Genomic DNA, 12853 nt, shown 5'->3' on the forward strand with positions numbered 1-12853 from the left:
TATAAGAGACAGGTTGGACGTCGCTGCGGTGGGGCCGGCCTGCCCGGGTTGCTGCCCGCCTGCTCGTTGGACGTCGCTGCGGTGGGGGTGGACCCGCCGGTCGCTTGTCGGTCGTCGCGCCCTCGGCGCGGGTCGCCCGTTGGACGTCGACGCGGTGAGGGCAGGGCGGGCCGGCCCGCTACCGGTCGTCGCGTGAACGGAGACACATATCGCCGCGGCGCCTCAGCCGCGGCGTAAGAGGCGGGAGGCGCCCGCGGCCACCGTCGTGGCGAGAATCCAGCCGAGGACGACCAGGGCCGCCGCCGCCCACTGGTAGGAGCCGCGTGGCTTCCAGTGGCTCGCCTGGCCGAGGTCGATCACCGGCAGCAGCAGGTCCAGCGCGTAGAGCGCCGGGTTCCAGTGCGGGGCCTCCTGCGGTTTCAGCGGCTGTGGCGGGTGGAGCGCGAAGACCACCGCGCCCACCGCCCACAGCACCACCATCCAGACCGCCGCCCGCCCGGGCTTGTACCCGTAGGCCACCGTGCAGTCCTGGAGGTAGCCCCACGCCTTGCCGGCCAGCGGCAGCGTCTCCCGGCGGCGGCGCTGCTTGGCGAGCAGCACATCGCGGGCCTCCGAGTCCTCACCGCTGGCACGCAGCGCCGCGGCGAGCCGCTCGTAGGGCTCGGGCGCGTACTCCGGCGTGGCCGCGGCCACCCACTCCAGGCGGCGGGAGAGCGGGAAGTGCCCGCGCGGTATCAGCGTCTCGTAGGCGAAGCCGGCCATCGCCAGCCCGCCGGGCCCCGGCCAGCTCGACGCCCGGTCGACGAGGTTGACCACCCGCGCGCCCGACAGCACCACCCGCCCGCGCTGCGGGCGCTCGCCGAGGAAGCGCAGCTCCGGCGTCTGGATGCGGCGCAGCGACAGCTCCTGGTCCATCTCCATCACGAAGCGCGCCTGGTCGAAGTCGACCGCGTCCCCGAACCGCCCGTCGTCGAGCCGCATGCCCCCCTCGCACTCGAACTGCTGCACGCGCGTGCCGCCCGTCGGCGTCTGGGCCGTGCCGTACGGGGGCGTGTGGCCGGAGCTGAACGGGGAGCCGCTGACCCCGGCGGCGGTGAGATACAGCGTGCGCTCCACCGTCAGCTGAGGCGCGTTGAGCGCCCGCCGCCCGTACGGATTGCGCAGCCGGCTGCCGCGCAGGCTGAGCGACACGCCGATCTGCGCGCCGCGCAGGCTGATCTCCCCGAAGGACTCCATCAGCTCCGCCTGGAAGTCCTGGGCGACGCAGAGCCCGTCCGCGGCGATCGCCCGCCCCCGCCGGTCCTGGTGCACGGTGAGCTGGTTGAGCAGCAGGTCCGTGCCGATGTGGGCGTCGGTGAGCCGGATGCCGTTGCGCACCGTGCAGCGGGGCAGGTGGAGATCGCCCTCCGTGCTCAGCCGCGCGGCCTCCAGCCGCGGAATGGCGCAGCCCACCAGCCGCAGGGTGCTGAACCGGCACTCCGGCAGCAGGATCTGCTTCTCGAAGCGACAGCCGTGCAGCTCCACGTACGGCTCGACCGTGCCGCCGGACAGGTCGAGCGTGCCGGTGATCAGCGCGCCGGTCAGCTTGAGCGCCGAGACCCGCCCCGGCTGGGCGGGCGGCCCGTTGAGCAGCAGCAGTGCCACCACCCGGGCCCGTATCGCCCGCTCGGGCGCCCACGCGTGCGGGCCGCACGGATCGTCCTGGGCGCGGTCACGGGTGCGCAGATCCAGCGTGCTGCCGTTGCGGAACGCCTGCCACATCCCCCACTCGGCCGTGGTCAGCTCCAGTCCCGCCGGCGGGTCGACATCGATGGTCACCACGCCCCCTCACCCCCGTCGTCCCCCGTGCTTCCCCGCGCGTCCCACCCGCTCACGGGCGCGACCGCCGCCTGCCGTCACGCGCGGGCGCGCATCCCGCTCGCACACCAGTTCATTCCCACTGGGTGACGGAATGAACGCGCTGCGTCAACTTCATCGCCGGCCCCTCCGACATCACGTATCAGCCACTGGAACGCAGAGCCGGTCCGGCCCCAGGGTCTGAGAGACTTGACCCCGTGCTGCAATCTCTCACCCTGGCTCGAATCGATCTGCGCGGCGACGCCCTCCCGAAGGGTGGCGCCCTGCGCGACCTGCTGCCCCGCGCCGAGTTCGACGTCGAGGCCGCCCTGGAGAAGGTGCGGCCCATCTGCGACGACGTACGCCATCGCGGCACCGCGGCGCTGATCGACTACGCGCGGCGGTTCGACGGTGTGACGATCGACCGCGTCCGGGTGCCCGCCCAGGCGCTGACGGACGCCCTGGAGCGGCTCGACCCGGCCGTTCGGGCCGCGCTGGAGGAATCGATCCGGCGCGCCCGCCTGGTCCACCGCGAGCAGCGCCGCACCGACCACACCACCGCGGTCGTGCCCGGCGGCACGGTGACCGAGCGCTGGGTGCCGGTGGAGCGCGTCGGCCTGTATGTGCCCGGTGGCCTCGCGGTCTACCCCTCCTCCGTGGTGATGAACGTGGTGCCCGCCCAGGAGGCCGGCGTCGAGGGCATCGCCGTCACCTCGCCCCCGCAGGCCGGCTTCGGCGGGCTGCCGCACCCCACGATCCTCGCCGCCTGCGCGCTGCTCGGCGTGGACGAGGTCTACGCCGCCGGTGGCGCCCAGGCCATCGCGATGTTCGCCTACGGCACCGACGAGTGCCTGCCGGTCAATCTCGTCACCGGCCCCGGCAACATCTATGTCGCCGCGGCCAAGCGCCTGCTCAAGGGCCGGATCGGCATCGACGCCGAGGCCGGGCCCACCGAGATCGCCATCCTCGCGGACGCCACCGCCGACCCGGCGCACGTCGCCGCCGACCTGATCAGCCAGGCCGAGCACGACACCATGGCCGCCGCCGTCCTCGTCACCGACTCGCCCGAGCTCGCCGCGGCCGTCGAGGCCGAGCTGGAGACGCAGGTGGCCGCCACCCGCCACCGGGAGCGGATCGCCGCCGCCCTCGCCGGCCGGCAGTCCGCGATCGTGCTGGTCGACGGCGTCGACGAGGGCCTGCGGGTCGTCGACGCCTACGCCGCCGAGCACCTGGAGATCCAGACCGCCGACGCCGCGGCCGTCGCCGCCCGGGTGCGCAACGCCGGCGCGATCTTCGTCGGCCCGTACGCGCCCGTCTCCCTCGGCGACTACTGCGCGGGCTCGAACCATGTGCTGCCCACCGGCGGCTGCGCCTGTCACTCCTCGGGGCTGTCGGTGCAGTCCTTCCTGCGCGGCATCCACGTCGTCGACTACACCCGCGACGCCCTCGCCGAGGTCGCCCACCATGTGGTGACCCTGGCGGAGGCGGAGGACCTGCCCGCGCACGGGGCGGCCCTCAAGGCGAGGTTCGGATGGAAGGTTCCGCACAGCACGTGAGCACCACGCACGACGACAACACCAGCACGGCCGGCGCCGACGCGCCCGCGACCGGGGCCCGTGCCGAGGCGCCCGCGACCGGCGCACGCCCCGACGCGCCCGTGACCGGCATCGACGACCTGCCCATCCGGGACGAACTGCGCGGCAAGACCCCGTACGGCGCCCCCCAGCTGCAGGTGCCCGTGCGCCTCAACACCAACGAGAACCCCTACCCCCTGCCGGAGCCGCTGGTCGCGCGGATCGCCGAGCGGGTGGCCGAGGCCGCGCGCCATCTCAACCGCTACCCCGACCGGGACGCGGTGGAGCTGCGCACCGCCCTGGCCGGCTATCTCACCCGCACCGCCGGCCACCCGGTCGGCCTCGCCAACGTCTGGGCCGCCAACGGCTCCAACGAGGTGCTCCAGCAGCTCCTCCAGGCCTTCGGCGGGCCCGGCCGCACGGCGATCGGGTTCGAGCCCTCGTACTCGATGCACGCGCTGATCGCCCGCGGCACCGGCACGGGCTGGCTCTCCGGCCCCCGGCGCGAGGACTTCACCATCGACGTGGCCGCGGCCGTCGCGGCCATCGCCGAGCACCGGCCCGACGTGGTCTTCGTCTGCTCGCCGAACAACCCGACCGGCACGGCCGTCGACGCCGCCACGGTGCTCGCGCTGTACGACGCCGCGCAGGCCGCCCGGGCGGACGACCACGGCGCGCTCGTCGTGGTGGACGAGGCGTACGGCGAGTTCAGCCACGGCCCCTCGCTGCTGCCGCTGATCGAGGGCCGGCCCCGGCTGGTGGTCTCGCGCACCATGTCCAAGGCGTTCGGCGCGGCCGGGCTGCGGCTGGGCTATCTCGCCGCTCACGCGGCAGTCGTGGACGCCGTCCAGCTCGTCCGGCTTCCCTATCATTTGTCCGCCGTCACCCAGGCCACCGCCCTCGCCGCCCTGGAGTACACCGATACCCTGCTCGGATACGTCGAACAGCTCAAGGCGGAGCGCGACCGACTGGTGACCGAGCTGCGGGCCATCGGCTGCGAGGTCACCGCCTCGGACGCCAACTTCGTGCAGTTCGGGCGGTTCGACGACGCCCGGACCGCCTGGCGGCGGCTGCTGGACCGGGGCGTCCTGGTCCGCGACAACGGCGTACCGGGATGGCTGCGGGTCACCGCCGGCACCCCGGCCGAGAACGACGCGTTCCTCGATGCGGTTCGCGAACTGATGAAGGAGCAGAGCGCATGACGCGCGAGGGTCGCACAGGAAGAGTCGAGCGCACCACCAAGGAGACCTCGGTCCTCGTCGAGATCGACCTCGACGGGACGGGCACGGTCGACGTGTCGACCGGGGTCGGCTTCTACGACCACATGCTCGACCAGCTCGGCCGCCACGGCCTCTTCGACCTCACGGTCAAGACCGAGGGCGACCTGCACATCGACACCCACCACACCATCGAGGACACCGCCCTCGCGCTGGGCGCCGCCTTCCGGCAGGCGCTCGGCGACAAGGTCGGGATCTATCGATTCGGCAACTGCACGGTGCCGCTCGACGAGTCCCTGGCCCAGGTCACCGTCGACCTGTCGGGACGCCCGTACCTGGTGCACACCGAGCCCGAGAACATGGCGCCCATGATCGGCGCCTATGACACCACCATGACCCGGCACATCCTGGAGTCCTTCGTCGCCCAGGCCCAGGTCGCCCTGCACGTCCACGTGCCCTACGGGCGCAACGCGCACCACATCGTGGAGTGCCAGTTCAAGGCGCTGGCCCGGGCCCTGCGCTACGCCTGTGAGCGCGACCCGCGCGCGGCCGGCATCCTGCCCTCCACGAAGGGTGCGCTGTGAACACCGTCTCCACCCTGCTGATCGTCGTCGGGCTGTTCCTCCTCGGCGGAGTCATCTCCTTCAGCAAGCAGAAGATGCCCAGGAGCGTGATCGTGCTCCTCTCCATCGGCGCCGCCATGTGCCTGGTCGCGGGCATCCTGCGGCTGGAGGGGGTCTTCGCATGAGCAAGCGCGTCGTTGTCTTCGACTACGGCTTCGGCAATGTCCGCTCCGCCGAGCGGGCCCTGGCCCGGGTCGGCGCGGACGTCGAGATCACCCGCGACTACGACAGGGCGATGAACGCCGACGGCCTGCTCGTCCCCGGCGTCGGCGCCTTCGCCGCCTGCATGAAGGGCCTGGAGGCCGCCCGCGGCCACTGGGTCGTGGGCCGCCGCCTCTCCGGCGGCCGCCCGGTCATGGGCATCTGCGTCGGCATGCAGATCCTCTTCGCCCGCGGCATCGAGCACGGCGAGGAGACCGAGGGGCTCGACGAGTGGCCCGGCACGGTCGAGCCGCTGCGCGCCCCCGTCGTGCCGCACATGGGCTGGAACACCGTGCGGGCCGCCGAGGACTCCCGGCTCTTCGCCGGTCTCGACCCCGAGACCCGCTACTACTTCGTGCACTCCTACGCGGTGCGCTCCTGGAACTTCGAGGCGGCCAACGCCTCCCTGCGCGTCCCCAAGGTCACCTGGGCCACCCACGGCGAGCCGTTCGTCGCCGCCGTGGAGAACGGTCCACTGTGGGCCACCCAGTTCCATCCCGAGAAGTCCGGCGACGCCGGCGCCCAGCTGCTGACCAACTGGATCGAGACCCTGTGAGCCCCGTGATGCCGAAGCTCGAACTCCTCCCCGCCGTCGACGTCCGCGACGGCCAGGCCGTCCGCCTCGTCCACGGCGAGTCCGGCTCCGAGACCTCCTACGGCGACCCGCTGGCCGCCGCCCTCGCCTGGCAGCGGGCGGGCGCCGAGTGGCTCCACCTGGTGGACCTCGACGCCGCCTTCGGCACCGGGGACAACCGGGAGCAGATCGCCGAGGTGACCCGCTCCATGGACATCAAGGTGGAGCTCTCCGGCGGCATCCGCGACGACGACACCCTCGCCGCCGCCCTCGCCACCGGCTGCACCCGGGTCAACCTCGGCACCGCCGCCCTGGAGACCCCCGAGTGGGTCGCCAAGGTCATCGCCGAGCACGGCGACCGGATCGCCGTCGGCCTCGACGTGCGCGGCACCACCCTCCGCGGCCGGGGCTGGACCCGCGACGGCGGCGACCTCTACGAGACGCTCGCCCGCCTCGACTCCGAGGGCTGCGCCCGCTACGTCGTCACCGACATCGCCAAGGACGGCACCCTCCAGGGCCCCAACCTGGACCTGCTGCGCAGTGTGTGCGCCGTCACCGACAAGCCGGTGGTCGCCTCCGGCGGAGTCTCCTCCCTTGACGACCTGCGGGCGCTCGCCACCCTGGTACCGGAGGGTGTCGAAGGCGCCATCGTGGGCAAGGCCCTCTACGCCAAGGCGTTCACCTTGGAAGAGGCGTTGGAGGCCGTGTCGTGACCCAAGCCGTGCAGCGTGCGCAGTCGGACAGTCCCTGGGAAGAGGCGATCGGTTTCGCGCGCGCTGTCGCGGCGGGCGACCGGGTCCTCGTCGCCGGCACGATGCCGCTGGTCGGCGGGGTGCTGCAGGGCGAGGGGGACCCGTACGAACAGGCGATCATCGCCTTCCGCAACACCTTCACCGCACTGGAGACGTTCGGCCTCGGGCCCGAGCACATCGTGCGGACCCGCATGTACCTCGTCCACGCGCGTGACGTGGACGCGGTCGGCCGCGCCCACAAGGAGCTGTTCGACGCCGTACGCCCGGCCGCGACCATGGTCGTGGTGTCCGGCTTCGTCGACTCCCGGGTGCTGGTCGAGGTCGAAGTCGAAGCATTCCGAGGAGCTCAGGAAACATGACCCTGGCGGTCCGAGTCATTCCCTGCCTGGACGTGGACGGCGGCCGGGTCGTCAAGGGCGTCAACTTCCAGAACCTGCGCGACGCGGGCGACCCCGTGGAAATGGCCAAGCTCTACGACGCCGAGGGCGCGGACGAGCTCACCTTCCTCGACATCACCGCCTCGTCGGGCAACCGCGAGACCACCTATGACGTGGTGCGCCGCACCGCCGAACAGGTCTTCATCCCGCTCACCGTGGGCGGTGGCGTCCGCGCCGCCGACGACGTCGACAAGCTGCTGCGCGCGGGCGCGGACAAGGTCGGGGTCAACACGGCGGCCATCGCCCGGCCGGAGCTGATCCGCGAGATCGCCGAGCGGTTCGGCCGGCAGGTGCTGGTGCTCTCGGTGGACGCCCGCCGCTGCCCCGAGGGCACCGTCACCCCCTCCGGCTTCGAGGTCACCACCCACGGCGGCCGCCGGGGCACCGGCCTCGACGCCGTGGAGTGGGCCCACCGCGCCGCCGAACTGGGCGCCGGCGAGATCCTGCTGAACTCCATGGACGCCGACGGCACCAAGGACGGCTACGACACGGCCATGATCCAGGCGGTGCGCAAGCACGTCACCGTCCCGGTGATCGCCTCCGGCGGCGCCGGCAGGCTCGCCGACTTCGCCCCGGCGGTGGCGGCGGGCGCGGACGCGGTGCTGGCCGCGTCGGTCTTCCACTTCGGGGACCTGCGGATCGGCGACGTCAAGGACGCGCTGCGGTCGGCCGGGCACCCGGTGCGCTGACGCGGCCCGCCGGCGCCGGCATCCGGCCCGGAGTCCGCGGCGCGCGTCGGCCGGCACCGGCCCGCCGTGCGAGCGCGCGCCGGCCGGGGGGTGCCCTTGACGGGTACGGACCCGGCCGGCGCGCGCGGTCGTTCACCCGGCGGCGCTCACATCGAGACGCCGAGCTCCGCCTCGCTCGCCTTGACCACGGCCTCCTTGTCGCCGTCCAGCTCCACCCGGGCCACCCGCTGCCGGCCGAAGAGGAAGAGGGTGAGCTCCCCGGGCTCGCCGGTGACCGTCACCACCGGCGTCCCCCGGTGCGCCACCGCCGTACGGCCGTCGGGGCGGCGAACCACCAGCCCCACGGGCGACTTGCGCCCCAGCATGCGCGCGCTCCTCTCCAGCCGGGACCACAGGGCGTCGGCGAAGACCGGGTCGATCTCGCGCGGCGTCCAGTCCGGCTGGGCGCGCCGCACGTCCTCGCCGTGCACGAAGAACTCCACCGTGTTCGCCGCCTCCTCCACCTGCTTGAGGGCGAACGGCGACAGCCGGGGCGGGCCGGTGCGGATGAGGTGGATCAGCTCCTCGTACGGCTTGGCGGCGAACTCGGCCTGGACCCGGCCGAGCCGTGCGGCCAGCGGTTTGAACAGCAGTCCGCCGGCCGCGTCCGCACGGCGCTCGCGCACCACCAGGTGCGCGGCGAGATCGTGGGTGGTCCAGCCGTCGCAGAGTGTCGGCGCGGCCGGCCCGGCACTCTCCAACGCGTCGGCGAGCAGAAGACGTTCACGCTTCGCATGGGTCGACATACGGCCCAGCGTACGGCGGGGGAGCGTCCCGTGCCACGGTGCCGCGCGGCGCCGGCCGGGGCGGGCGCCTCGAGTCGTCGGCCCGCGAGGGCCGGGTCAGGCGCCGGTCGCCCCGCCGGGCAGCGCCTTCGTCAGCTTCTTGCCGTCGGCGCCCTTGCTCAGCGTCAGCGAGCAGGAGATCCGGCTCTCGCCCCCCTGGTAGGTGTCCAGGGCCGGGAAGAGCGCGAAACTGTAGTACGTCGTCCCGTCGTTGGGCACGGTCTTCATCCGCTGCTGCGACTCGGTCTTGCACATCTCCAGGACCTTGGCCCGCAGCTGCTCCTCGGTGGCGAACGTCCCGGTCAGCGTCTTGTTCGCGATCACCTCGCCGTCGTGCGCCTCCGTGCAGGAGCGCGTGGCGATCCGCTCCAGGGTCGGCGTCAGCGTCGGGTGGTCGAAGCACTCGCCCACCTTGAGGTGGACCAGCGGCACCCGGCGGCCGGACGACGCGGAGGGGGTCGGCGCGGGCGGCACCGACCAGGTGGGCGCCGGGGCCTTCGACTCGGGGGCGACGGGCGTGCCGGGGGTGCCGGGCGAGGCGGAGGCCGATGCCGACGGCTCGCCGCCCGCGGCGACCTCCTTGTCGTCACCGCCGCGGGTGAGCAGGAAGCCGCCCACGGCGAGCCCGGCCACCAGCACGCCTGCTATGAAGATCGCGGCTATCTTCGGGCCGTTGCCGCCGCTCGGCGGCGGCGGGGGCGGCGGCAGGTGGAAACCCTGCTGGGGGTACCCGCCCTGGGGCGCGGCGAAGCCGCCCTGCGGCGGGGCGTAGGGACTCTGCGCCGGCGGATACGCCCCGGCGGGCGGGCCGTACCCCTGCTGCGGGCCGAAGCCCTGGGGCGGGCCGAAGCCGCCCCCGGCAGCGGGGGGAGTGGCGTCGTTCGGCGGGGGCGGAAAGCTCATGCGCGAAGCATGCCGTACGGCACTGACAGCCCGAGCATCGCCCCTGGGAAGGCGGGGGCGCCGCGGCCGGAAACGGTGGGTTGCGCGCGGGGGAACGCCGCTCCGCGCGGCACGGCCGCCCGCGCCCGCCCGCGCCCGTACCGGCCGGCCGGTCCGGCAGAATGGGGGGCGTGACCAGCTCAACCACCCCCGCCTCCGGGCTCGACCCGGCCATCGCCGCCCGGCTGAAGCGGAACGACGACGGTCTTTTTCCCGCCATCGCCCAGCAGTACGACACCGGTGAGGTGCTGATGCTCGGCTGGATGGACGACGAGGCGCTGCACCGCACCCTCACGACCGGCCGCTGCACGTACTGGAGCCGCAGCCGCCGGGAGTACTGGGTGAAGGGCGACACCTCCGGACACGTACAGCACGTCAAGTCCGTGGCCCTCGACTGCGACGCCGACACCGTCCTGGTGAAGGTCGACCAGGTGGGAGCGGCCTGCCACACCGGCGACCGCACCTGTTTCGATTCCGACGTGCTGCCGCTCGGCCAGTAGGCTCACCTGCCATGACCATCCCAGCGGCCACGATGGACCTCGAGACGTTCCGCAAGCTGGCGGCCGACCGCCGGGTGATCCCGGTCAGCCGGCGGCTGCTGGCCGACGGTGACACCCCCGTCGGTCTCTACCGCAAACTGGCGGCCGAACGCCCCGGCACCTTCCTCCTCGAATCCGCCGAGAACGGCCGCTCCTGGTCCCGCTATTCGTTCATCGGAGTGCGCAGCGCGGCCACCCTGACCGAGCGCGACGGCCGGACCCACTGGCTGGGCACCCCGCCGGTCGGCGTCCCCGTCGACGGCGACCCGCTGGAGACCCTGCGCGCCACCGTCGAGACGCTGCACACCCCCCGTGACCTCGACGGCCAGGCCCCCCTCCCGCCCTTCACCGGCGGCATGGTGGGCTACCTCGGCTACGACATCGTCCGCCGCCTGGAGCGCATCGGCAGCAGCACCCACGACCAGCTCGGGCTGCCCGAGCTGACCATGCTGCTCACCTCCGACTTGGCCGTCCTCGACCACTGGGACGGCACCGTTCTGCTGATCGCCAACGCGATCAACCACAACGACCTCGACACGGGTGTCGACGAGGCGTACGCCGACGCCGTCGCCCGTCTCGACGCCATGGCCGCGGACCTGGCCCGGCCGGCCGCGGCCGGCTCCGCGGCGGTACTGCCGCCCTCCGAGCTGCCGGAGTACACCGCGCTGTGGGGCGGCGCGGCCTACCAGGAGGCCGTCGAGGACATCAAGGAGCGCATCCGGGCCGGCGAGGCGTTCCAGGTGGTGCCCTCCCAGCGGTTCGAGACGCCCTGCACGGCCAGCGCCCTGGACGTCTACCGCGTGCTGCGGGCGACCAACCCCAGCCCGTACATGTACCTCTTCCGCTTCCCCGCCGAGGACGGCAGGACCTTCGACGTCGTCGGCTCCAGCCCGGAGGCGCTCGTCAAGGTCGAGGACGGCCGCGCGCTGCTGCACCCCATCGCCGGCACCCGGCCGCGCGGGGCCACGCCCCAGGAGGACGCCGCCCTCGCCGAGGAGCTCCTCGCCGACCCCAAGGAGCGGGCCGAGCACCTGATGCTCGTCGACCTCGGCCGCAACGACCTCGGACGGGTGTGCGAGCCCGGCAGTGTCGAGGTCGTCGACTTCATGGCGATCGAGCGCTACAGCCATGTGATGCACATCGTCTCCACGGTCGTCGGCCGGCTCGCGGAGGGCCGCACGGCCTTCGACGTGCTCACCGCCTGCTTCCCGGCCGGCACGCTCTCCGGGGCGCCCAAGCCGCGCGCGATGCAGATCATCGAGGAGCTGGAGCCCAGCCGGCGCGGACTGTACGGCGGCGCCGTCGGCTATCTGGACTTCGCCGGCGACTCCGACACGGCCATCGCCATCCGTACGGCGCTGCTGCGCGACGGCACGGCCTACGTCCAGGCCGGCGCGGGCGTGGTCGCCGACTCCGACCCGGTCGCCGAGGACACGGAGTGCCGCAACAAGGCCGCCGCGGTGCTCCGGGCGGTCGCCATGGCGAACGGCCTCACGTCGGCCTGACGGCGACCCGCACGCCGACGGCCGTACGGGCTGAGGCTTACGGTCGGTGGGCCCTGCGCCGCGCGACAGTACGGTCGGTGGGCCCTGCGCCGCGCGACAGTACGGTGCGCGGCGACGGCCGTACGGTGCGCGGCCGGCCCTGACGGCAGTACGGCGCGCGCCGTCGGCAGTCCTGTGCCCGCGTCGGCAGTACCGCGCCCGCGGCGGCGGTCGGGCGGACCCGGATGGGAGGCGCCGCGCGCCACGCGCCATAGTGGTGGGGTGAGCGCCGTACCCGACCCCCGTACCGCCGCGGCCGAAGCCACGCCGCCGGCCGCCCCGGCCCCCGCCCGTCCCGCGCGCGGCGGGCGCCGCAGCCTCGCCCTCGCCCTGCTGCTGGGCGCGGCCGGAGCGACGCTGGCGCTGTTCGCCGCGGGACAGACCTGGGGCGAGGCCGTCTCCACCGCGGGCCAGGGCACCGCGAAGCTGTCCGTCAGCGGCCGCGACGTCACCGCGCTGCCCCCGGCGCTGGCGATCGTCGGCCTCGCCGCGCTGGTCGCCCTGTTCGCCGTCCGCCGCGCCGGGCGGGTCCTCGTCGCCGCGCTGCTGACGCTGAGCGGCGCGGCCACCGTGCTCACCGCCGCCCTGGGCGCCTCCGACACCGGGGCCCTGGAGGCGCGCGCGGCCAAGGACACGGGGCTGACCGGCGCCGGCGTGGAGCAGGTCACCCATACGGGCTGGCCGTGGGCCGCCGTCGCGGCCGGCGTGCTGCTGCTGCTCGCCGGGCTGCTCGCGCTCCGCCACGGCCGCGACTGGCCGGCCATGTCCGGCCGCTACGAGCGCTCCGCCGCCCCCGCCCGCCGCCCGCGCGGCCCCGCGGCCGACCCGGACCGGCCCGAGGAGCTGTGGAAGGCCCTGGACCGCGGTGAGGACCCCACCCAGGAGCCCGGCCCGGACACCACCGGCCCCGACACCACCGGCCCGGGCGCCGACCGCGACACCGGCCCGGACACCCGCCCCGAGACCGGCCCCGACGTTCGCCCCGGCAGCAAGGGGCGCCCCTCCGGGGACGGCTGACACTCCGTGCCCGACCCCCGCTCACGGCGCGCCGCCGCGTCGGGGACAATGGTCATCAGCGTTCACCGCGCCCGCGCCCGGACC

The 12853-nt window shown here is 74.0% G+C and carries 13 protein-coding genes and 1 pseudogene; 11 read left to right on the forward strand and 3 right to left on the reverse strand.

Going from position 1 to position 12853, the window contains the following annotated elements:
• Nucleotides 1-222 precede the first annotated feature (222 nt).
• On the reverse strand, nt 223-1821 hold the full coding sequence (locus tag ACSNOD_RS07540; protein WP_436765983.1) for an oxidoreductase: 1599 nt from the start codon (nt 1819-1821) through the stop codon (nt 223-225).
• Nucleotides 1822-2057: 236 nt separating this feature from the next.
• Here ACSNOD_RS07540 and hisD point away from each other — a divergent pair, with 236 nt between their 5' ends.
• The 8 genes from hisD to hisF all read left to right on the forward strand — a co-directional run bounded on the left by hisD (nt 2058) and on the right by hisF (nt 7903).
• Nucleotides 2058-3392: a histidinol dehydrogenase gene (gene hisD, locus ACSNOD_RS07545; protein ID WP_436766009.1), complete on the forward strand. Its 1335-nt coding sequence runs from the start codon at nt 2058-2060 to the stop codon at nt 3390-3392.
• A gap of 101 nt (nt 3393-3493) precedes the next feature.
• Nucleotides 3494-4612, forward strand: a complete 1119-nt coding sequence (locus tag ACSNOD_RS07550; RefSeq protein ID WP_436766010.1) for a histidinol-phosphate transaminase — start codon at nt 3494-3496, stop codon at nt 4610-4612.
• The gene (gene hisB / locus ACSNOD_RS07555) at nt 4609-5211 is read left to right on the forward strand and encodes an imidazoleglycerol-phosphate dehydratase HisB (protein WP_436765984.1); all 603 of its coding nucleotides are present in this window, start codon (nt 4609-4611) and stop codon (nt 5209-5211) included. The genes ACSNOD_RS07550 and hisB overlap by 4 nt, the downstream gene beginning before the upstream one ends.
• Nucleotides 5208-5375: a hypothetical protein gene (locus ACSNOD_RS07560; protein ID WP_436765985.1), complete on the forward strand. Its 168-nt coding sequence runs from the start codon at nt 5208-5210 to the stop codon at nt 5373-5375. The genes hisB and ACSNOD_RS07560 overlap by 4 nt, the downstream gene beginning before the upstream one ends.
• Nucleotides 5372-6007 (forward strand): imidazole glycerol phosphate synthase subunit HisH, encoded by a 636-nt coding sequence (gene hisH / locus ACSNOD_RS07565; RefSeq protein ID WP_436765986.1) that lies wholly within the window; start codon nt 5372-5374, stop codon nt 6005-6007. The genes ACSNOD_RS07560 and hisH overlap by 4 nt, the downstream gene beginning before the upstream one ends.
• Nucleotides 6008-6015: 8 nt before the next feature.
• The gene (priA, locus tag ACSNOD_RS07570) at nt 6016-6738 is read left to right on the forward strand and encodes a bifunctional 1-(5-phosphoribosyl)-5-((5-phosphoribosylamino)methylideneamino)imidazole-4-carboxamide isomerase/phosphoribosylanthranilate isomerase PriA (protein WP_436765987.1); all 723 of its coding nucleotides are present in this window, start codon (nt 6016-6018) and stop codon (nt 6736-6738) included.
• Nucleotides 6735-7136, forward strand: coding sequence for a RidA family protein (locus ACSNOD_RS07575; protein ID WP_436765988.1), 402 nt, complete (start codon nt 6735-6737; stop codon nt 7134-7136). Before priA ends, ACSNOD_RS07575 begins: the two co-directional genes overlap by 4 nt.
• A complete protein-coding gene (gene hisF / locus ACSNOD_RS07580) occupies nt 7133-7903 on the forward strand; it encodes an imidazole glycerol phosphate synthase subunit HisF (protein ID WP_436765989.1) in 771 nt (256 codons plus the stop codon). Before ACSNOD_RS07575 ends, hisF begins: the two co-directional genes overlap by 4 nt.
• Before the next feature lie 146 nt (nt 7904-8049).
• On the opposite strand, the gene ACSNOD_RS07585 is transcribed toward hisF, so the two are convergent.
• The gene (locus ACSNOD_RS07585) at nt 8050-8688 is read right to left on the reverse strand and encodes a TIGR03085 family metal-binding protein (RefSeq protein WP_436765990.1); all 639 of its coding nucleotides are present in this window, start codon (nt 8686-8688) and stop codon (nt 8050-8052) included.
• A 96-nt stretch (nt 8689-8784) separates the two neighbouring features.
• On the reverse strand, nt 8785-9630 hold the full coding sequence (locus ACSNOD_RS07590) for a hypothetical protein (protein WP_436765991.1): 846 nt from the start codon (nt 9628-9630) through the stop codon (nt 8785-8787).
• A gap of 161 nt (nt 9631-9791) precedes the next feature.
• On the opposite strand from ACSNOD_RS07590, the gene hisI reads away from it, so the two are divergent.
• The 3 genes and pseudogenes from hisI to ACSNOD_RS07605 form a co-directional block, all read left to right on the forward strand.
• Nucleotides 9792-10169 carry a phosphoribosyl-AMP cyclohydrolase gene (gene hisI, locus ACSNOD_RS07595; protein WP_436765992.1) on the forward strand — a complete coding sequence of 126 codons (378 nt, stop codon included), beginning with the start codon at nt 9792-9794 and terminating at the stop codon, nt 10167-10169.
• Nucleotides 10170-10201: 32 nt separating this feature from the next.
• Nucleotides 10202-11713, forward strand: a complete 1512-nt coding sequence (locus ACSNOD_RS07600) for an anthranilate synthase component I (protein WP_436766011.1) — start codon at nt 10202-10204, stop codon at nt 11711-11713.
• Nucleotides 11714-11974: 261 nt separating this feature from the next.
• Nucleotides 11975-12634: pseudogene (locus tag ACSNOD_RS07605) on the forward strand (TIGR02234 family membrane protein); the annotation flags it as partial.
• Between the last annotated feature and the right edge of the window lie 219 nt (nt 12635-12853).

The sequence above is a fragment of the Streptomyces sp. URMC 123 genome (assembly GCF_051386515.1).
In the GTDB taxonomy this organism is placed as follows: Bacteria; Actinomycetota; Actinomycetes; order Streptomycetales; family Streptomycetaceae; genus Streptomyces.